The organism is Mycoplana sp. MJR14 (assembly GCF_029210525.1).
GTDB lineage: Bacteria > Pseudomonadota > Alphaproteobacteria > Rhizobiales > Rhizobiaceae > Mycoplana.
On sequence record NZ_JARGEO010000003.1, the window covers coordinates 374464 to 395592 of the forward strand.

17 protein-coding genes are annotated in these 21129 nt (G+C 66.8%); 15 read left to right on the forward strand and 2 right to left on the reverse strand.

The features are described 5' to 3' along the window. Nucleotides 1-21: 21 nt before the first annotated feature. A complete protein-coding gene (gene argE, locus P0086_RS09710) occupies nt 22-1158 on the reverse strand; it encodes an acetylornithine deacetylase (protein WP_112597173.1) in 1137 nt (378 codons plus the stop codon). Nucleotides 1159-1398: 240 nt separating this feature from the next. On the opposite strand from argE, the gene P0086_RS09715 reads away from it, so the two are divergent. From P0086_RS09715 to P0086_RS09770, 12 genes are all read left to right on the forward strand, one after another. After that, nucleotides 1399-2301, forward strand: a complete 903-nt coding sequence (locus P0086_RS09715; protein ID WP_345799310.1) for a GNAT family N-acetyltransferase — start codon at nt 1399-1401, stop codon at nt 2299-2301. A gap of 249 nt (nt 2302-2550) precedes the next feature. Then, nucleotides 2551-3453, forward strand: coding sequence for a DMT family transporter (locus P0086_RS09720; RefSeq protein WP_275784980.1), 903 nt, complete (start codon nt 2551-2553; stop codon nt 3451-3453). 161 nt (nt 3454-3614) lie between these two features. Next, on the forward strand, nt 3615-3986 hold the full coding sequence (locus P0086_RS09725) for a hypothetical protein (RefSeq protein ID WP_275784983.1): 372 nt from the start codon (nt 3615-3617) through the stop codon (nt 3984-3986). A 215-nt stretch (nt 3987-4201) separates the two neighbouring features. Beyond that, on the forward strand, nt 4202-5305 hold the full coding sequence (locus P0086_RS09730) for an ABC transporter substrate-binding protein (RefSeq protein ID WP_275784986.1): 1104 nt from the start codon (nt 4202-4204) through the stop codon (nt 5303-5305). A 29-nt stretch (nt 5306-5334) separates the two neighbouring features. Beyond that, nucleotides 5335-6363 carry an iron ABC transporter permease gene (locus tag P0086_RS09735; protein ID WP_275784988.1) on the forward strand — a complete coding sequence of 343 codons (1029 nt, stop codon included), beginning with the start codon at nt 5335-5337 and terminating at the stop codon, nt 6361-6363. Further along, the gene (locus P0086_RS09740; RefSeq protein WP_112607412.1) at nt 6360-7115 is read left to right on the forward strand and encodes an ABC transporter ATP-binding protein; all 756 of its coding nucleotides are present in this window, start codon (nt 6360-6362) and stop codon (nt 7113-7115) included. Before P0086_RS09735 ends, P0086_RS09740 begins: the two co-directional genes overlap by 4 nt. Before the next feature lie 257 nt (nt 7116-7372). Further along, entirely contained in the window at nt 7373-9634 is a 2262-nt protein-coding gene (locus tag P0086_RS09745) for a TonB-dependent receptor (RefSeq protein WP_112597183.1), read from the forward strand. Between the two features lie 238 nt (nt 9635-9872). Next, entirely contained in the window at nt 9873-10799 is a 927-nt protein-coding gene (locus P0086_RS09750) for an ABC transporter substrate-binding protein (RefSeq protein ID WP_275784992.1), read from the forward strand. 9 nt (nt 10800-10808) lie between these two features. Beyond that, nucleotides 10809-11618 (forward strand): ABC transporter permease subunit, encoded by an 810-nt coding sequence (locus P0086_RS09755; RefSeq protein ID WP_112597186.1) that lies wholly within the window; start codon nt 10809-10811, stop codon nt 11616-11618. Then, nucleotides 11615-12364 carry an ATP-binding cassette domain-containing protein gene (locus P0086_RS09760; RefSeq protein ID WP_112597187.1) on the forward strand — a complete coding sequence of 250 codons (750 nt, stop codon included), beginning with the start codon at nt 11615-11617 and terminating at the stop codon, nt 12362-12364. The genes P0086_RS09755 and P0086_RS09760 overlap by 4 nt, the downstream gene beginning before the upstream one ends. Next, entirely contained in the window at nt 12361-13578 is a 1218-nt protein-coding gene (locus P0086_RS09765) for an NnrS family protein (protein WP_112600565.1), read from the forward strand. Before P0086_RS09760 ends, P0086_RS09765 begins: the two co-directional genes overlap by 4 nt. A 3-nt stretch (nt 13579-13581) precedes the next feature. Next, nucleotides 13582-14787, forward strand: a complete 1206-nt coding sequence (locus P0086_RS09770; RefSeq protein WP_112597189.1) for an NnrS family protein — start codon at nt 13582-13584, stop codon at nt 14785-14787. A gap of 13 nt (nt 14788-14800) precedes the next feature. Here the strand turns inward: P0086_RS09770 and P0086_RS09775 are convergent, their stop codons facing one another. After that, nucleotides 14801-15460 carry a TetR/AcrR family transcriptional regulator gene (locus tag P0086_RS09775; RefSeq protein WP_275784997.1) on the reverse strand — a complete coding sequence of 220 codons (660 nt, stop codon included), beginning with the start codon at nt 15458-15460 and terminating at the stop codon, nt 14801-14803. Between the two features lie 131 nt (nt 15461-15591). Here P0086_RS09775 and P0086_RS09780 point away from each other — a divergent pair, with 131 nt between their 5' ends. The 3 genes from P0086_RS09780 to P0086_RS09790 all read left to right on the forward strand — a co-directional run bounded on the left by P0086_RS09780 (nt 15592) and on the right by P0086_RS09790 (nt 21125). Next, on the forward strand, nt 15592-16791 hold the full coding sequence (locus tag P0086_RS09780; protein ID WP_112597193.1) for an efflux RND transporter periplasmic adaptor subunit: 1200 nt from the start codon (nt 15592-15594) through the stop codon (nt 16789-16791). Continuing rightward, complete coding sequence (locus tag P0086_RS09785) at nt 16788-19928, forward strand: efflux RND transporter permease subunit (RefSeq protein WP_275785000.1); 3141 nt, start codon at nt 16788-16790, stop codon at nt 19926-19928. The genes P0086_RS09780 and P0086_RS09785 overlap by 4 nt, the downstream gene beginning before the upstream one ends. A gap of 105 nt (nt 19929-20033) precedes the next feature. After that, nucleotides 20034-21125, forward strand: coding sequence for a lactonase family protein (locus P0086_RS09790; RefSeq protein ID WP_275785003.1), 1092 nt, complete (start codon nt 20034-20036; stop codon nt 21123-21125). The last annotated feature ends 4 nt before the right edge of the window (nt 21126-21129 follow it).

The following is a 21129-nucleotide window of genomic DNA, read 5'->3' on the forward strand; positions in this document are numbered from 1 at the left end:
CCGGATCCGCTCCTGGCTCGTTCAAGCGTCCATGCGGCAATGCCGCCCCAGTGCTTCGATCAGCGACTGGCAGGCCGCGAGTTCGCTTGCGAGAATGAATTCGTTGGGCTTGTGGGCACGCGCAATGTCGCCGGGGCCGCAGATGATCGCCTCGACCCCGGCGCGCTGGTAGAGCCCGGCCTCGGTTCCGTAGCTGACGGCGGCGAGCGGCTCGATCCCCGTCAGCTCCTTCAGCAGACCGGCGAGGGGAGAGGACGGGGCGAGGGAGAGCGCCGGATAGGCGCTGAGGACCTGCCAATCGACCCCGAAGCCCTTTGACGCCAGCGCCTCGGCGGCTTCGCGCACCGGCGCCAGCAGCGCTTCCGGATCAACGGACGAAATGGCCCTGGCCTCCAGCTCCAGGCTGCAGAGTTCGGGAATGATGTTGACGGCCTGACCGCCGCCGATCGTGCCGATCGACAAGGATGAGTAGGGCGGTTCGAATTCGGCCCCGAACGGTCCTTGTGCAAGGTCGATGGCGGCTGTGACGGCCGCCTGCTGCACCTCCGTCATGGCGTGGATCGCGTTGAGGCCGAGATCCGGCCGGGAGGAGTGACCCGAACGGCCCGTGAGTGTCACCCGTGCCGCCGCCTTTCCCTTGTGGGCGAGAATGGCCCGCATCCCGCTCGGCTCGCCGATGATGGCACCGAGCGGTGGTGCGCACAGGTCCGGCAGGCGAGCGATCAGATGTGGCACGCCGCGGCAGCCGGCCTCCTCGTCATAGGAGAAGGCCAGGTGGATCGGCGAAGAGAGCGGGCGCGCGAGGAACGAGGGGACGGCGGCCAGGACGGCAGCCAGGAACCCCTTCATGTCGGTCGTTCCGCGTCCGTAGAGCCTGTCGCCCTCGATCCGCAACAGAAAGGGATCGCCGTCCCAGCCTGCTTCCCTGGCCGGGACCACGTCCATGTGGCCGGACAGGATATAGCCCGGCCGGTCGGCGGGGCCGATCGTGGCGAAAAGGTTCGCCCTGTCGCCTTCCGGCCCGGGAAGGATGTGCGCGGTAACGCCGAAGGACCTCAGATGGTCGGCGATCCATTCGACGATGCCGCCATTGGGCATGCCGACCACCGACTGGAAGCCGACCAGCTCTCTCAGGATGTCCGTGGCGCGCGTCATCATTGTTCCCGTTCCAGGATCTGTCACGCCCAGCGGTGTTCCAGCAGCGCGAACAAACCAATCTTGACAATCAAAGTAGAGGCACAGGAAACCAATAGCTGCCGAAAGACGAAGCGATACGGTCAAATCTTGTGCCGGCTTTCGCTTCAGCAGTGAAATGTTTCGCAGGATCTCCACTAACATGGCCGCCGGGACATCCGGGCGCTTGGCCCCGGAGGAGGATTTGTCATTTCGGCTGGGTGGATGATGGATAGCGAACTACCAGGGACGTTGAGTGTCGACAACTTCGAGATGCGCTTCGCCGACATCGCGAGTATCGAGCTTTCCCAGTTGCAGGCCCTGTCGATCTCGGTGGAATGGCCTCACCGGGCGGCGGACTGGCAGTATCTCCTCGACATCGGCAAGGGCTATGTCGCGCGCGACGAGATCGGCCGCATCGGGGCGTCCGCCATGTGGTTTCCGCATGGCGAGGGTTTCGCCACCTTCGGGATGCTGATCACCTTGCCGAGGCTGCAGGCCAACGGCACGGCGAAGTGGCTGATGAACCGGATCATGGCCGATTGCGGTCATGATTGCATCCGTCTCAATTCGACCCGCGAGGCCCGGCGGCTCTATGCGTCTCTGGGCTTCCTGCCGAAGGGGAAGGTCTATCAATGTCAAGGCACGGTGATGGCCGCCGTGGAGCTGCCGCCGCTCGCAAGAGACCTCGTCCTGAGGCGGTTGGACCGTGCCGATCTGGATGCGGTCGTCGCCCTCGATGCACCGGCCTTCGGCGCGGCGCGGCGCCTGCATCTGGCGCGTCTGTTCGACAGTTCGATATGCTACGGTCTTTACCAGGGCCAGCAGCTGCGGGCCTTTTCGATGCTTCGCCGCTTCGGGCGGGGCCATGTCGTCGGCCCGGTGGTCGCCGCTCGCGACGAGGACGCCATCCGGGTCACCCAGCCACATGTCGCAGCGCATGTCGGCCGTTTCCTGCGCATCGACACGCACTTCGAAACCGGCGCGTTTGCCGCCTTCGTGCAGCAATGCGGTCTTGGCGTCTACAACACGGTCAGGACGATGGTGACCCGGGAGGATGCCAGCTACGGTACCGGCCAGGATGGGGAAGCGGTCGTCTATGCGCTCGCGTCGCAGTCCTTGGGTTAGATGCTGTTGCCGGCTGATCGAGGCGCAAGCACCAGGCCGGGCATCGGCCAGCCTTCTCGCGGTGGCGACCGGGTGCCTCGACAATTGGGAGACAAAGCCGCCCTCGCCCCATCTGCGCCGCCGCCAACCTGAGGTCGTCCACGAAACCCCCTATGCAGCCGCTGGAGGCGCGGCTAAGACGGCTGCGACGAATAGAAGTGCAAAGCGCGACGCGCCTCGCAAGGAACATCGCGCGATGATTGGAAGAACGTGTCCGCCCATATCGAACGTCCCCGCCTCGGAATCGCCCTGCGCATTCTCTCCGGTCTGCTCTTTGCCACCATGGCGGTCTGCGTCAAGGCCGTGTCCGACACCGTTCCGGTGGGCGAGATCGTCTTCTTCCGCTCCGCCTTCGCCTTGTTCCCGCTCGTCGTCTTCCTCTGGCTGAGGGCGGAGTTCCCGCAAGGGCTGACGACGCGCCGGCCGCTCGGCCATCTCCTGCGGTCCAGCCTCGGCGCGGCAGCCATGTTTGCGTCGTTCGCCTCGATTGCACGGCTGCCGCTCGCCGAGGCGACGCTGCTCAGCTACCTGTCGCCGACCTTCACCAGCCTGGCCGGCGTGTTCCTCCTCTCCGAACGGGTGACGGTCTGGCGGATCGGCGGCGTGGCGCTCGGGCTGATCGGCGTGATCGTGCTGGTCTGGCCGGAAATCGGCCAGGGTGCGGTCGACGACGAACGGCTTTGGGGCTATGCCTTCGGCCTGCTGATGGGGCTGCTCACCGCCTGCGCCCTCATCATGGTCCGCAGCCTCAGCCACACCGAGAGCCCCGGCGCGATCGCCTTCTATTTCGTCATCGCCTCGATGATCGGCGGTGTGCTCACGCTGCCGATGGGCTGGGTGGCGCCGGACCTGCGCGGCCTGACGTATCTCATGCTGGCGGGCCTTTTCGGCGGCTTCGCCCATATCGCCATGACACTCGCCTTCCGCCATGCGGAGGCATCGCTGCTGGCGCCGTTCGAATACCTGGCAATCCTGTGGCCGGTTCTGGCCGACATCTTCCTCTTCGACATGCCCCTGTCCTCCGCTTTCGTCGCGGCGCTGCCGCTCGTCCTCGCCGGGGCGGCGCTGGCGGCTGCAGAAGGGCGGCAGCGAAAACGTTCCGGAGCCGGTTGAGGGCTGGAACGATTTGCCACAGCACGTGCGGCCGCCCGGGGCTTCCCTGCTCAAGGGTTCCATGCTCAAAACACGTCTGGATTTGTCCGACATCAAATCGCCGGCTGCCGGTCGTGCTATCAAAGCGATGTCGGAGAAACGCCAGGTAGGGACGTGACCTCGTGAGCGCTTTTGTCAGGATCCTGTGCGCGATCGCGCTGCTGTTCGTGGGCCTTGCCCACCAGCCGCCGGCCGCCGCCATGGTCGGCGACCAGCGCCTCGACCTTGCGGCCTATGTCCTTCCGGACGGCACGCATGCGGATCTCTGCCTCTCCGGCGACGGCAGCCATGACGACGAACCGATGCCCGCGGAGCTCTGCGACGCGTGCCTCATCGCATCGGCCATCCTTCTGCCCGCGCCGGCGGACGTCTCGGGTCAGCCGCTGGCAATCGTCCTGGCGGTTCTCGCGCCGCCGCAGGCCGAAACATCCCATCGCCGGGTCTTCCCGCCGAATGCCGCGCCTCGGGCGCCGCCCCTCCTGTCATTGGCTTGAACGCGCTCCTGACCGCCGATTGCCTGCGGTTCGAGCGTGTTCGGTGATCGCCGCGCTTTGCCTTGCACCTGCCGGAGCACGTGATCGTGCTGCGGACGCGGAGTGAAAGCGGGCGCGTTCGCACACGGATTCCAGTGCTCTCGCGCAAGAGACGTCGTCGACGCGGTCGCGATGGCACCCGAATTCCCGATCCATTCTCCTGACAGGACAGACCCATGAACAAGTTCCTCATCGCCACCGCCATCGCCCTCATCGGGCTCGTCAACCCGGCCTTGGCCGACATCACGCTGACCGACGCCAAGGGACGTACGGTCAGCCTGCCGAAGCCGGCCGAAAGGGTCGTGCTGGGCTTCTACTACGAGGATTATCTGGCCGTGGCGGGGCCCGGCGCCATCGACAAGGTCGTGGCGCTGTCCCTCTCCACCTGGAAGGACTGGCGGCCCAACCAGTTTGCAGCCTATGAAAAGGCGCTTCCCGGCCTCGCCGCCATCCCGGACGTCGGCAATACCGAAGACAATACCTTCTCGATCGAGAAGGTCATCGCGGCCAAGCCCGATCTCCTGATCCTTGCGGCATGGTCCTACGACGCCCTCGGCGAGAGCATCAAGCAGATCGAGGCTGCCGGCATCCCGGTCGTCACGCTGGACTACAACGCACAGACCGTCGAGAAGCACGTCGCCTCCACGATCGCGCTCGGCAAGGCGATGGGCGCCGAAGACCGGGCCGAGAAACTCGCCGCCGGCTACCAGCGGGCGATGGCCGATATCGAACGGCGTATCGAGCAAGCCGGCCCGACCCAAAAGAAGGTCTATGTCGAACTGGCGCAGAAGGGACCGGCCGAGACCGGCAACTCCTATGGCGACAGCATGTGGGGCGCGCTGGTCGACAGGCTCGGCGGCCGCAACATCGCCAAGGGACAGGTCGGCAACTGGGGGCCGCTCAATCCGGAGTATGTCCTGGCCCAGAGGCCGGACCTGATCTTCCTCGCCGGCTCCGAATGGGTCAACAAGCCGCAGTCGGTGCAGGTCGGCTTCGGAGCCGATCCGGCGGTGACCGAGGCGCGCATCGCCGCCTACCTGACGCGTCCCGGCTGGTCGGATCTTCCCGCCGTCCAGAACGGCGGCGTCCATGCCATCTACCACGGCGGCGCCCGCACCATCTCCGACTATGTCTACGCCCAGTACATCGCCAAGCAGCTCTACCCGGACGCCTTCAAGGACGTCGATCCGGCGAAAAACCTCGAAGACTTCTATCGCGCCTGGCTGCCGATCGAGGCGAAGGGCGTGTTCGTCCTCCCCTACAAGGGCGTGGGCCAATGAGCCCTTCTGCCTTGGATCACGTTGGAAGGATGCGCGGCGAATACCGCCGCGCATCCCTCAGGAAGACGGCCGGGCTGGTGGCCGCTGCCGGACTGCTTGCCGTCCTGATGCTGCTGGATCTGACGACCGGTCCGTCGGGGCTGCCATTGACGGATGTCTGGACCGGTCTTGCGGCCGGCCCGGCCGGCGACGACCGCATGGTGGCGACCATCCTGTGGCAGTTGCGCATGCCGCAGACGGTCATGGGCATGCTGGTCGGCGCCTGCCTCGGGCTTGCCGGCTTGCAGATGCAGACCATTCTCGACAATCCGCTCGCAAGCCCCTTCACCCTCGGCTTCTCGGCCGCGGCCGGCTTCGGGGCAGCGCTGGCGATCATGTTCGGCGGTCTTCTGCCGGTGCCCGGCTTCCTCGTCGTCCCGGCCGCCGCCTTCGCCATGACGCTTGTCGCCTCGGCGCTGGTCTATCTGCTTGCGACGCTCCGTGGTGCCTCTCCGGAAATTCTCGTCCTCGGCGGCATCACCGTGTCCTTCTTCTTCCAGTCGCTGCAGTCGCTGATGCAGTTCCTCGCCTCGCCGGAGGTCCTGCAGCAGATCGTCTTCTGGCTGTTCGGCAGCCTCCTGAAGGCGACATGGACCAGCGTGCAGGTGACGGCGGCCCTTCTTCTTTTGTGCCTGCCCTTCGTGTTGCACAACGCCTGGGCGCTGACGGTGCTGAAGCTCGGCGACGCCAATGCCCGCAGCCTCGGCCTGACGGTCGACCGCGTCCGCCGCCAGACCTTCCTGCTGGTGGCGCTACTGACGGCCGCGGCGGTGTCCTTCGTCGGCACGATCGGCTTCGTCGGCCTGATTGCCCCGCATGCCTGCCGCATGATCGCCGGCGAGGACCATCGCTTCGCCCTTCCGCTCTCGGCGGTCATGGGCGCGATCATCCTGGTGGGCGCCTCCGTCGTCGGCAAGATCATTTCCCCTGCCGCCGCCATTCCCGTCGGCATCGTCACGGCCATCGCCGGCATCCCGATGCTCTTTGCGGTCATCATTCACAAAGGAAGCCGTCCATGAACGACGCTCTCATCCTTGACGACGTTTCTATCCGCCTCGGCCGCCAGGTCATCCTCGAAGGGATCAATGCGCGGCTCGCCTCCGGCCAGATCGTCGGCCTCGTCGGCCCCAACGGCACGGGCAAATCGAGCCTGCTCGGCGCGATCACCGGCATGATCCCCTTCAAGGGCGAGATCACCTTCGCCGGCCGGGGCATCGATCTGCGCGGGGTGGGCTACATGCCCCAGCATGCCGCGGTGCGGGCGCAGCTGAGCGTCCTTGAGGTCGTGCTTCTCGGGCGGCACGAAGGCCTCGGCTGGCGGATGGACCCCGGACTGCTCGCTGCGGCCACCGACATCTTGGCCGGCTTCGGCATCGCCGAGCTTGCGCCGCGGCCGATCCACACGCTGTCGGGCGGCCAGCAGCAGCTGGTGCTGCTGGCACAGCGCATGCTGCGGGAGCCGCGGCTCCTGCTGCTGGACGAAGCGACCAGCGCCCTCGACCTCGCGCATCAGATGAAGGTCTTCGATCTCCTGAAGGCCTATGTCCGGCGCACCGGCGCGCTCGTCATGATCGCGATCCACGACCTGAACCTCGCCGCCCGCCATGCGGACAGCGTGCTCATGCTCAGGCGCGGCGGGCTTGCCGGCTCCGGGCGTTTCGGCGATGTCGTCACCCCTTCGGCGCTGCGATCGGTCTATGGCGTGGAAGCGGAGTTCGTCACCGGCCCGACGTCGGGCACGGTGGTGCTGCCCGTCTGTGCGGTCGCCTGAGGCCCTGCGGCGGGACGAAGGGTGGACGGAGACCGGAATCGCGGCGCTGTTTGCCCTGGCGCAAAGAACAGTCTTCCCGCGTCCACTACCGGCGAGGCATGAAACGCGAACCGGTCTTCACTGCCAGACTGACACGGCCCCGCTGCTTCCTGCGCAAACGCTGTCGGAAGCCGCAAGGCCGGGAGTGCGAGGCATAGGTTCTCAGCTTTCCCGCTTCCCTGCGGCTTGCATCAAGTTTGTGGGGAAAGGAAGCAACGATGTTTCGAACAATGTGCCGCGCATCCCGGGGCGGGCGGCATCGGGGCCTGTCACGGGTCGCCATTCTTCTCTTGTCGTCGACGACGCTCTGCGGCACGGAGGCCCTCGCGCAGTCGGCCGGGCCCGGCGCGCCGACGGTGCTCGATCCGATCGTCATCCAATCCGGTTGGGACAATTCGATCGACTACATTCGCGAACGGCTGGCCGTCCTTCCCGGCGGCGTGGCCCTCGTGGAGGCCGATCTCTACGACAACACGGTCGCACCGACGGTTTCCGACGCGCTCGCCGGCGTTCCCGGCGTCGTCGTACAGAACTTCTTCGGGGCGAACGACCAGCCGCGCATCCAGATCCGCGGGTCCGGCCTGCAGCAGAACCCGGTCGAGCGCGGTATCCTGATGCTGCGCGACGGCCTGCCGATCAATCGCGCCGACGGGTCCTACATCGTCGGCTTCGCCAATCCGAACCAGGCGCAGGCGATCGAGGTCTACCGCGGCTATCTCGCAAACCGGCTGGGCGCCACCGTCCTCGGCGGCGCGCTCAACTTCATGTCGCCGACGGCATCGACCGCGCCGGGAACGCAACTCGTCGTGGGTGGCGGCAGCTTCGGCCAGGCCGGCGCATCCGGAAGGACCGGCTTCGACGGCGAGCGCCTCGATGCGTCGGCCTATTTCGACGTGACCCGGCGCGATGGTTTCCGTGACTACAACAGCTCCGAACGCGTCGATATCGGCGGCAACATCGAGGCCGAGTTGTCGGACATCACAACGACGCGGCTCTTCTTCGGCTACACGGATCTCGGCTTCGACGTTCCCGGCCCGATCAACAAGGCCGCGCTGGAATCCGACCCGAAGCAGATTTCCAAGGGCCCGATCGTGACGCCGACGGGTGTCATCAACCCCGGCCCGAACGTCGTTCGCGACCGGCCGCGCCGGGACGCAAGCCAGTACCTCATCGGCTCCCGCACGACATTCGATCTCGGCGATCACCTGATCGACGTCGGCCTGGGCTATACCTATACGGACGACACCTTCCGCTTCCCGATTTCGGCGGGCATCCGCGACACTGCGGGCGGCGACTTCACCGGTCTGCTGCGCTATGCCTATGCGCCGGACGACGCCAGGCTGTTGCCGTTGTTCGAAACGACGGCGCAGTACACGATCGGCTCGGCGGATCGCAGCTACTACCAGAACGAGGCCGGCCGGCAGGGCGCCCAGTTCGGCGAAAACGAACTCGACGCCTCGACACTCTCGCTCCACTCGGGCTTCAACATCCCGCTCGGGGCGGCATGGACCGTGTCCCCGGGGCTGTCCTATGCGCACGCGACCCGCAAGAACACCGATACCTTCGGCGCGCCCACCCGTCCGACGATCGCGTTCAATCCGGCCAATCCGGCCATGCCGCTGCCGAACGGCGCCGTGCCGACGGTGAGCACCGACTACGACCGCAGCTATCATGCCTGGACCCCGAGCCTTGCGGTGAGCGTCGAGCCCGCCCCCCAACAGTTTCTGTTTGCCGCGGTCAGCCGCAGCTTCGAGCCGCCCACGCATGACGACCTGCTGGTGACGATCAACGGCACGCCGAACAGCAGCCCCGGTCGCCCCGCGCCCGGCGACCCGTCATTGCCGGCAGCGGTCTTTTCGACACCCGATCTGGAAGCCCAGACCGCAACGACGCTGGAGTTCGGCTGGCGCGGCAGCGTCGGCGAATTCGGCTGGGATGCGACGACCTACTATTCCTGGATCGACAACGAACTGCTGAGCCTTCGCGACGCCACCGGCGCTCCGCTCGGGGCGGTGAATGCGGACGAGACGACGCATTTCGGCGTCGAACTCGGCCTCACGGCCGAACTGGGATACGGCGTCACCGGACGGCTCGCCTACACCTACCAGGACTTCCGCTTCGACGACGACCCGCTTCGCGGCGACAACCGCCTGGCCGGCGCGCCTCGCCATGTCATCAATGCCGCCGCGACCTATCAGGCAACCGACGCCTGGTCGGTGGCGGCAAACATCAACTGGGTGCCGGACAAGACGCCTGTCGACAACATGAACACGCTCTGGGCCGATCCCTATGTCGTCGTCGATCTGGGAACCGAATACCGGATCAACGAGCGGGTGTCCGTCTTCGGCCAGATCACGAACGTGTTCGACGAGAAATACGCCTCGTCGACCCTGATCGTCGACCAGGCGACCCCCGACCAGGCAGCCTTCCTCCCCGGCGACGGACGCGGGTTCTATGCGGGCCTGAAGACCAGCTTCTGACGACCGCTCCTTCCGTCCGCATGCGGCGGCGTGGCCCCTTGTGCCGCGCCGCCGCCCTGCTTGCGTTTTCGCAAAGATATCCCGAACCCCAGCCCTTATTCATGAGGTGTATGGTCATGTTAAATCAGCAGGTTGCCCTATGAGCCGGAAACATCTCTCGCCGACGTCCTCTCCGCGGGCGACCGTATCCGGCGTTTCCCGGCGCGCCGTCTGTGCAGGCTTGGCCTCGAGCCTTGCCATGCCGTGGATCAGACGCGCTGCCGCAGCTCCGCTCGCGACGCTGGAACTCCATGGGCCGCCGGCAAGCCCGTCGATCACGCTTGCCTATGCGGCCGGTGCCGGGCTGCTGCGGAGCGTTGCCGACAAGGTCTCCTTCAAGGTCTGGCGCACGCCCGATGAAATGCGTGCCGGCCTGACCTCGGGCAACATGCAGGCTCTCGTCATGCCGGTGACCGCGGCCGCCAACCTGCACAAGCGGGGCCTGGGCGTCAGGCTCGCCAACGTGATGACGAACGGCCTTCTCTACGTCATCTCGTCCGACGACACGCTCAGGACCATCGCCGATCTGAAAGGGCGCCGGATCACCGTGCCGTTTCCGAACGATACCCCGGAGGTGATTTTCGATGCCGTCCTGGCCCACAACGGCCTGACGGAAGACGACGTGACGGTCGAGACGGCGGGAACGCCGATCGAGGCGATCCACATGCTGCTCGCGGGCAGGATCGACATTGCCCTGGTGCCGGAACCGGCCGCGACGGCTGCGATCCTCAAGGCCGCGGCATCGGGCAGGGCCATCCATCGCGCGATCGACATGCAGGTCGAATGGGGCAAGGTGACGGGGCTCGGGCCGATCATGCCGCAGGCGGGTCTCGCGTTCACCGACGCCTTCCTCCAGCAGCATGCCGACATGGTGGAGCCGATGCTCGCGGCAATCGCAGAGGCGACGGCCGCCGTCACCGCACGCCCTTCGCTGGCTGCCGGCCACGCGGCCTCGGCGCTGGAACTGCCCTGGCCGGTCATCGAGAAGTCGATTCCCTTCTCCAATCTCGTCGCCACGCGGGCGTCCGATGCGCGGACTGGGCTCGAAGCCCTGTTCTCGGCGATCGCCGCCGTCAATCCGAAAATCATCGGCGGCGGCATGCCCGACACGTCGCTCTATCTCTGAGGCCTTCCGATGTCGGCGGCTGCTCATCGCGCAGGACGGCTGGGGAAGTTCCTCTGGTCCGGTTGGGCGGGCGTGGCCGGGCTCTCGGTCTTCGCCGCCGCCTGGCAACTGGGCCACGAGGCCTATGGCAGCTTCATCCTGCCTTCGCCGGCCGAAACGTTTTTCACGCTGACCGTGATCCTCGGTGAGCCGGAGGCCTGGCGGCTGGCGGGCATGACGGCGGCACGGGCCGTGGCCGGCTTCGTCGTGGCGGGCCTTTCCGGAACGGTTGCAGGAGCGGTTGCCGGCTATCATCCGGCCGTCCTCAGGCTTGCCCGGCCGCAGCTCACCTTGATGCTGGGGGTGCCGCCGATCGCATGGATCGTGCTTTTGATGATCTGGCTCGGCACCGGTGGCGCCACGGTGATCGCGACCGCGGCCATCGCCTGCCTGCCGGTTGTCTTCATCGGCGCCTCGGAGGGGATCGCGGGACGCGATCGCGGCCTGGACGACATGGCGCGCGCTGCCGGCGTCGGGCCGATCGCACGGCTCTTCAAGATCGTTTTCCGGCAGATGCTGAACACGCTTTTCCCGGCGCTCGTCATGGCGCTGGGGACGGCCTTCAAGGCCGCGATCATGGCCGAACTCCTCGCAAACGCTGGCGGGGTCGGCGAGGCGCTGGCGGTCGCGCGCGCCAATCTGGACGTGGCCGAAGCCCTGGCATGGATCCTGATTTCCGTCACCTCGCTCATCGCCATCGAATACGGGCTGTTGCAGCCGCTGCGGGCCGAGCTCGAGACGTGGCGCGAGGCGGCGCGTCCATGGGGCGTGAAGCGATGAGCGTCCTTGTGCTGGAAAATGTCGGCCATGCCTTCCTCGGCCGCACCGTCCTTGAAGAGATCGACCTTGCGATCGCCGCGGGCGAACTCGTGGCGCTGGTCGGGCCATCGGGATCGGGAAAGAGCACGCTCGCCCACATCGCCGCCGGGCTCGTGGAGCCGAGGAAAGGGCGTGTGACACGAAACTATCGCCGGCATGCCGTCGTTTTCCAGGAACCGCGGTTGATGCCCTGGGCCACCGCCGGCGACAACATCGCACTCGGTCTTGCACCGTCCTCCGCCGGCCGGCGTCAGCGTCGGCTGCAACTCCAGTCCGTCGCATCGAGGGTTTCGCTCAACGCCGAGGATCTTGCCAAATTTCCCTCGCAGCTGTCGGGCGGAATGCGCCAGCGTGTCGCGATCGCCAGGGCGCTCGTGGCGGATCCGGACTTCGTCTTCTTCGACGAACCGTTCACGGCCCTGGACGTGGCGCTGAAGCGGCGGATGCAGGACCTCGTCATCGAGACGGTCGCCCATTCCGGGCTTTCCAGCCTCTTCATAACCCATGACCTGGCCGAGGCCGTGCGCATCGCGCATCGCATCGTCGTGCTGGACCGAAGCGGTCGCGGCATCGCCGGCAGCCGCGAGATCCCGCTGTCACCGGGCATGCGCGACGACCGGACGGTGTTCGAGATCGCGCAGGCATTCCTTGCCGGCGATGCGCTCTTTGCCCATGTCAATGAAATCGACGAGAGGATGCGCGCATGACCGTCGCGATCCTTCGGCCGGCCGCGCGCCGGGGCAACCTGCTCACTATTGTGTCCGACGAGGGCCTGCGGCTGTTCTTTCCGCTGGCGGCCCTGCACGCGGCGCTGTGGCCACTGCTCTGGGTCGTCGCCTGGCGCTTCAGCCTGCCGATGATCGACGCGACGCTGCCCGGCCAGTGGCATGCGCAGGAAATGATCATCGGTTCCTTCGGCGCAGCGCTGATCGGTTTCCTCACCTCCGCCCTTCCGGAGTGGACCGACAGCCCGCGCATGAAGGGCTGGCCGCTGTTCCTCCTCGCCGCCGTCTGGGCCGTGGGACGCCTCGCGGGATTTGCGGGCGCCGAGCCGCTCATCGTTGTCGCCGCCGTGGCCGATCAGGCCTGGCTGCTGTTCCTTCTGGCCTACACTCTCTCGGCCTCCTGGCGCCGGCGGACCACGGCATTTGCAGGGTTCGTCCTGTTTCTCGCCGCGCTGGCCGTCAGCGCCGGCGCCTTGCGGCTCGCCATGCTGCGCGGCGACGCAGACGCCGGCGAGATCGCCATCCGCATCGGCGCCTTCGCCTTCCTCGGCCTGCTCGCCCTGGCGCTCACGCGCATCACGGTGCCGATCACCAACCGCGTGCTCGACCCGACCGAAGCGACCTCGCCCTATCGGCCGCATCCGGGCCGGGTCAATCTCGCCCCCGGCCTGGTCGGGCTGCTGCTGGTCGGCGAATTCGCCGGCCTGTCCGAACCCGTGCGCGGCTACCTGATGATCGCGGCCGGCGCTGCCTTTCTCGATCGCGTCGCCGAGGGCTTCATCGGACGGGAAGCGATACAGGCCGAAATCCTGGTGCTGACCTCGTCCTGCGGCTTCGCCGGAGCGGGGCTCCTGCTGGGCGGACTGTCGCTGATCGGCCTGCCGCTCTCGTTTGTCGGCGCCGTCCACCTGATGATGATGGGCGGGCTTGGCATCGGCGTGCTTGCGGTCCTGTCGATCGCCGGCCTGCTCCATACCGACCGGCCGCTCCGGTTTGCCCGGCAGACAAAAGCGGCCATCGGCCTGATGGTCGCAGCCGTGATGCTTCGCCTCGCGCCGGAATTCGCGCCCGGTCTCGATCTGCGCGGCGGGCCGCACGGTGCGGCGGCAGTCCTCTGGGCGCTCTCGTTCGTCCTGTGGCTGGGTGTCTACGTTCCCTACCTCTGGCGCGCCAATCCAAACCCCGAAGGAAACTGACCCATGGCGACCCTTGTGCCCACCAAGCCGTCATCCGCGATCAAGGTCTTCTTTTCCGCAGGCTTTCGTCCCTTCTTTCTCTTCGGGGCGCTCCAGCCGGCGGTGATGATCGCGCTCTGGGTGCCGTGGTTTCTCGGTTTTCTGCATCTGCCGTCGGCCCTGCCGCCCATAGCCTGGCATCAGCACGAACTTCTGTTCGGCTATGTGCCGGCCGTCATTGCCGGCTTCCTGCTGACCGCGGTTCCGAACTGGACCGGCCGCAAGCCGCTTTCCGGCTGGCCGCTTTTGCTGCTCTTTGCCCTTTGGCTGGCCGGTCGCCTGGCGATCGCCTGTTCGGAGCAGATCGGCATCAATTTGGCCTTGATCGTTGCCGCTGCCTTCCTGCCGGTTCTTGCCGTGATCGTGCTGCGCGAACTGGTGCTTTCCGGCAACCGGCGCAACTACAAGGTCGTGCTGGTGCTCTCCGTCCTGTCTGTCTCCGAGTTGCTGTTCTTCTACGAGGTGGATCGATTCGGCTTCGTCGAAATCGCCGATCGGCTGGCGATCGCCACGATCATCCTGCTCATCGCCATCATCGGCGGGCGCATCATTCCGATCTTCACTGCCAACTGGCTGCGCCAGCGCAATTCCGGACGCCTGCCGCCGGCCTTCGACCGGTTCGATCTGGCCTGCATGGGTCTCACCTTTGTTGCGCTCGCCGCTTGGCCCGTCGCCGCGCGCGTCGAACCCATCGTGTTGCCAACCGGCATCCTGATGCTGCTTGCAGGCTCGGCGCAGTTCGCACGTCAATTGCGATGGGCGCCCTTCAGGACCTTCGCCGAGCCGCTCGTCACGATCCTGCACCTTGCATTTCTGTTCGTGCCGGCCGGGTTCCTGCTCTTGGGGGTTGCGCTGTTGCTGGACGATGCCGGCCTGCAGACGGCGGGCGTCCATGCCTGGACGGTGGGTGCCATCGGGGGCATGACGCTGGCGGTGATGACGCGCGCCACACGCGGACACAGCGGCCAGGCGCTGCACGCACCCCTGTCGACGGTTCTGGCGATCTATGCACCGGTCATGACCGCAGCCTTCGCCCGGCTCGCCTCGGCGCTCATGCCGGAGCAGACAATGCTGCTGCTGCCGCTCGCAGGCGTCTGCTGGAGCGTCGCGTTCCTCGGATTTGCGCTGCTCTACGGACGGATGCTGCTCGGCCGCCGATCACCGCCATAGGCAACAGGCCGCCTCAGACCTCGCGCGGCCGCATGCCCTCGGCCATCATGGCGAAGCAGCGTCGCAGATAGGCGGGGCGGTCGTCTCCGCCCGGCCATTGCGGAGCATCTGTGGCCTTCAGCGACATCGCCCCGAACACGACGTCCATCAACATCCTGGCTGCGACATCGGCATCAGGCACGACCAGGCGCCCCCGGGCCTTCTGCCGCTCGAGCCAGGCAGCCAGAAGCCTGTGCGCATGTTGCGGGCCTTCTGTGTGAAAGACCGTCGACAGTTCCGGAAACTGGCGGCTTTCGACCAGAAGCATGGTCATCAACGCATCGCGTTGCCGCGTTGCCTCCTGGTCGAGGTCGATCTGGAAGATCCGGCCGAGCGCCTCCTCCAGCGGCATGTCGTCGTAGTCGCCCGGGAGCGCCAGCATGCTCTGCCGGTGCAGGGCGACGACGGCGGAGAAGAGGTCGGTCTTGCCGGGAAAGAACCGGTAGATCGTACTCAGGGACATCTGCGCGGCGGCGGCCACGTCGCCCATCGTCGTCCGTGCGTACCCTCTTTCCAGGAGACACGTCCATGCCGCCCGGGTCACCGCTTCCTTCTGCGCGGCGTCCGAGGCGACCTTCGGCCGACCGCGCCGGCGGCGCGTCGACAAGTGCCCCTGGCCCGGCCCTGCACGCATGCTCGTCATCCCCGAATTGACAACGCTACCGCCTCACAATAATCGTAATCACAATTACTGTAAATATCGCGGTGCCGTTTCGACGACTGGAACGGTGGCGGTGACCAAACGTGAACGAGGTTGTCCACGGCATGAGACTGGCAAGAAAACCGGGCGCGCTCGCAGCGCTTCTCCTCCTCGTGGCCTGCAGTCCGCAGGAAGGGCAGACCCCGCCGGCCCCGCCGAAGATCGAGGTGGGATACGTCACGCTCAAGCCGCAATCCGTGCCGCGGACGATCGATCTGCGCGGGCGGGTCGTTGCCTTTGCGACCGCCGAGGTTCGCCCGCAGGTCAACGGCATCGTCCGCAAGATCGCCTTCGCCGAGGGCAGGGAGGTGAAGGCGGGCGACGTGCTCTACGAGATCGACGACGCAAAGTTCAAGGCGGCCTTCGAAGCCGCCGAGGCGGCGCTGAAGAAGGCCGAGGCGGTGACGACCGGGGCGCAGACCACCTATGACCGCAACCGCACCCTGCTCGAGACGCGGGCGGTCAGCACCCAGACGCTGGACGATTCCCAGACCGCCCTGCTACAGGCCCAGGCCGACCAGGAAGCGGCCAAGGCGGACCTGGAGACGGCCCGCATCAATCTCGACTATGCCACGATCCGCGCGCCGATCGGCGGCGTGATCGGCGTGTCGAACGTCAGCGTCGGCGCGCTGGTCACCGAGAACCAGACGGATGCGCTGGCCACCATCCGCCAGGTCGATCCCATCCATGTCGATCTCGTCGATTCCAGCGCCAACTTCCTGCGGATCCGCGAGGAGGTGCGGTCGGGGCGGCTGAGCCGGAAACCGGGCACGCCGATGCCGGTGACGCTGACGCTGGAGAACGGCACGCGCTATGACACGCAGGGACAGATATCGCTGATCGACATGGTCGTCGGCCAGTCGACCGGCACGTTCACGGTGCGCGCGACGTTTCCGAACAAGGGGCGGATGCTGATCCCCGGCATGTTCGTTTCCGCCACGGTCGATCTCGGCACCATGGCCGGCGCGTTTCTCGTGCCGCAGCGGGCGGTGACGCGCGGCGACGACGGCAAGGCGACCGTCTATCTCGTGACGGCCGAGGGCAAGGCGCAGCAGCAGCAGGTCACCACGAGCGGCACGGCCGGAAACGACTGGATCGTGACCGACGGGGTCAAGGACGGCGACCGCCTGATCGTCGACGGCTTCCAGAAGATCTCCGACGGCAGCGCGGTGACGCCGGTCGAAGCCGCCATCGATGACGATGGCGTGGTCCCGCAGGACATCGAGACGCAGGCGGCGGAGACCGGAAAGGGGGCGGGCCAGTGACCCTCTCTTCGCCACGCAACGCACTCGCCAGCTTCTTCATCGCCCGCCCGGTCTTTGCGATCGTCCTTGCGATCGCGACGATGCTGGCCGGGGTGATGGGGATCTATTCCCTCTCCATCTCGCAGTATCCGGACATCGCCCCGGTGACGGTGCGCGTCAGCGCCACCTATCAGGGGGCGACTGCCGAGGCGGTCGAGAACTCCGTGACGAAGAAGATCGAGAGCGTCATGACCGGCCTCGACGGCCTTCTCTACATGGAGTCCACGTCGAGCACCGGTTCGGCGTCGATCTCGCTCACCTTCGCCAACGGGACCGATCCGGAGATCGCGCAGGTGGAGGTGCAGAACAAGCTGTCGCGGGTGGAATCGCAGCTGCCGGAATCCGTCCAGGACCAGGGGGTGCAGGTCAACCGCTCGCCGTCGGGGATCCTGATGATCGGCAACATCATCTCGCGCGACGGCCGCTATACCTCCGACCAGCTCTCCGACATCATGTCCAGCCAGATCGAGGAGCGCATCGAGCGGCTGGACGGCGTCGGCTCCGTGCAGGCGTTCGGCTCGGGCTATGCCATGCGCATCTGGCTCGACCCGGCCCTGATGGAAAAGTACGAGCTCGTTCCCGACGACGTCACCGCTGCGATCGGCGCGCAGAACGTCCAGGTCGCCGCGGGCTCGATCGGGGCGACGCCCGTCGTCAAGGGGCAGCAGCTGAAGGCGAGCATCATCGCGCGCACGCAGATGACCTCGGTGGACGAGTTCGAGCGCATCATCCTGAAGACCGCCTCGGACGGGGCGGTGGTGCGCCTGGCGGACGTGGCGCGCGTGGAGATCGGGCTCGAGACCTATGGCCAGAGCTCGACCCTCAACGGCATGCCGGCTGCGGGCTTCGGCGTCCAGCTGGCATCCGGCGCCAACGCCATTTCGACCGCGCAGCTCGTCCACGCCGAACTGGACAGCCTGGCGGGGTCGCTTCCGGAGGGCGTGGAGATCGCCTATTCCTACGAAACGACGCCGTTCGTCGAACTGTCGATCGAGAAGGTGGTGCACACGCTGATCGAGGCGATCGTGCTCGTCTTCGTGGTGCTCCTGCTGTTCCTGCAGAACCTGCGGGCGACCATCATTCCGATGATCGCCGTTCCCGTCGTGCTCCTGGGCACGTTCGGCGTCCTCGCCGCGCTCGGCTATTCGATCAACATGCTGACGATGTTCGCGATGGTGCTGGCGATCGGCCTTCTGGTCGACGACGCCATCGTCGTGGTGGAAAACGTCGAGCGCATCATGCGCGAGGACAAGGTGTCGGCGCGCGAGGCGACGGAGCGGTCGATGGGCGAGATCACCGGGGCGCTGATCGGCATCGCCCTGGTGCTGACGGCCGTCTTCATCCCCATGGCGTTCTTTTCCGGCTCGGTCGGCGTCATCTACCGGCAGTTCTCGGTCACGATCGCCAGCGCGATGCTGCTGTCGGTGCTCGTCGCCGTCATCCTGACGCCGGCGCTCTGCGCGATGATCCTGAAGCCCGCCCACGGCGGCCCGATCGCCCGCTGGCTCGGCTGGTTCGACAGGGGGTTCGACCGCGCCACCGGCCGCTATGCCGCAGCGGTCGGCTGGCTGGTCGGGCGTCCGCTGCGCGTGCTGGCCGTGTTCGGGGTGCTGTTTCTGGCCGCCTACGGTCTCTATGCGAAGCTGCCCACCTCGTTTCTTCCGGAGGAGGACCAGGGGGTTCTGATGACCCAGATCACGCTGCCCTCCGGCGCCAATGCCGCCCGCACCCAGGCCGTGATCGACATGGTGCGGGACTACTATCTGAACGACGAGAAGGAGGCCGTGCAGAGCGTGTTCATGACGCTCGGATTCGGCTTCGGCGGCAGCGGCGAGAATGCCGCGATGGGGTTCGTGCGGCTGAAGGACTTCGACCAGCGCACGGACAGCCGGCTTTCCGCCGCAGCCGTTCAGCAGCGCGCCTCGGCCCATTTCCGCAAGATCCGCGACGCCGAGGTCTTCGTTCTCGCTCCCCCGGCGATCCATGGCCTCGGCCAGAGCAGCGGCTTCTCGATGTATCTCGAGGACACGGCCAACCGGGGACGCGACGCGCTGATCGACGCCAGCAACAGGCTGGCCGACAACGCCCAGTCGAATGCCGTCGTCGCCGACATGCGCGGCAACACCCGCACGCTGGAGGCGCAGCTCAAGATCGACATCGACCAGGAAAAGGCGAGCGCGCTCGGCGTCAGTCTCAGCGACCTGAACAGCCTGATCACCACCGCCTTCTCCGGCACCAATGTCAACGACTTCGTCTACAAGGGCGAGATCAAGCCGGTCTATGTCCAGGCGGACGCGCCCTTCCGCATGCAGCCGGACGACGTCAGCCGGTGGTCGGTGCGCAACGGCGAGGGCGAGATGGTGCCGTTCAGCGCGTTCGCCACCACCGAATGGGTGCAGGGCTCGCCCTCCCTGGCCCGCTTCAACGGCACGGCGGCGATCGCCATGGACGGAGCGGCCGCGCCGGGCGCGAGCTCCGGCGATGCGATGACGGAGGCCGAGCGGCTCGTGGCCGCGCTCGACGGCGGCTATACCGCGTCCTGGTCCGGGCTGTCCTATCAGGAACGGCTGGCGGGCTCGCAGGAGGCGCTTCTGTATGCGGTGTCGCTCGTCGTGGTCTTTCTGTGCCTCGCCGCCCTTTACGAGAGCTGGTCCATTCCCTTCTCCGTCATCCTCGCCGTGCCCGTCGGCGTCTTCGGCGCGCTGTTGTTCGCCGTCGTCTTCGGCCAGTCGAACGACGTCTATTTCAAGGTGGGATTGCTGACGACCATCGGGCTGACGGCGAAGAACGCCATTCTGATCGTGGAATTCGCAAAGGACCTGATGGCGCGCGGAAAGACGGCGGTCGAAGCGGTGACGGAGGCCGCACGCCTCAGGCTGCGGCCGATCGTGATGACCTCGCTCGCCTTCATCCTCGGCGTGCTCCCGCTCGCGCGTGCCACCGGGGCGGGCTCTGCAGCGCAGAACTCGATCGGCATCGGGGTGATGGGCGGGATGATCTTCGCCACCATCCTCGGCGTCTTCTTCGTTCCGCTGCTGTTCGTGACCGTGCAACGGTTGACCGGCAAGAAGCCGTCGCCTGTCTTGTCGCCCGGTTGAGCGGCATCGCCGGGCGAGGCTTTCGCCGCCCCGCCGGTCCGGCTACAAGCCGCCTGTGACCGCGCGCGCCGGCGTCGGCCCGTCAGAGTGGAGGAAGCATCGACCATGGCAGAACCGACAAGCCCGCCCGCGGCCTTCACCCTCGTCGTCGGCAGCTACACCCACTCGCTGCCGCATGTGGAAGCGCGCGGGCAGGGGATCAGCGTCCTGCGCCTCTGTGCTGAAACCGGCTGCATCACGCCGGTATCGAGCTTTACGGACCTGCGCAATCCGACCTATCTCGCGCTGGCCGACGACCACCGCATGCTCTACGCGGTGGAGGAGCTGCCGCTAGAGGACGGGGCATCGGCCGTGGCGCTGCGCTTCGAGCCGGGCAGCGGTGACATCGCGCTTCTTGCCCGCGTGGAGGCGGTGGGCGACTGCCCGTGCCATGTTTCGCTCGATCGGCAGGGCCGAAGGCTCTTCGTGTCCAACTATGTGAGCGGCAATCTTCTCACCTGCGCGCTGGATGCAGCCGGCCTGCCGACGGGCGCTGCCGTGAACCTGCAGCGCTCCGGCTCCGGGCCGAACGAGAGCCGGCAGGAGGGGCCGCATGTCCACCAGGCGATGGCGACGCCGGACGGCAGCCGGCTCCTCGTCTGCGACGCCGGCACCGACGAGATCGCCGTCCATGCGATCGGGGGCGCCACCCTGATCGATCCGCAGCCGGACCTCGTGGTGAAGACGAAGGGCGGCCACATGCCGAGGCACCTGGCATTCTCGACCGATGCGACGAAGGTCTTCGTCGTGCACGAACTCGGCTGTTCCGTGAGCTGCTATGCCTATTCGGACACCGGGATGCGGCTGCTCGACGAGGCCTCGACCCTGCCGGACGGTTTCGAAGGCCAGTCCGCCTGCGCGGCGATCCGTGTCCACCCGGGCGGCCGCTTCGTCTATGCCTCCAACCGCGGCCACGACACCATCGTCGCCTTCGAAGCTGATCCCGGTGCGGGCGCGCTCAGGCCGATCGGCTGGTATTCCACCCGCGGGGCGGTGCCGCGCGACTTCGCGATCGATCCGGGCGGGCATTATCTGGTCGCCGCCAACCAGGACAGCCATTCGCTCTCGGTGTTCTCCATCGACCAGCAGACCGGCGCGCTGACGCCGGTCGGCGAACCCTACGGGATCGGCAGCCCCGTCTGCGTGCTGTTCGCCTGACAGC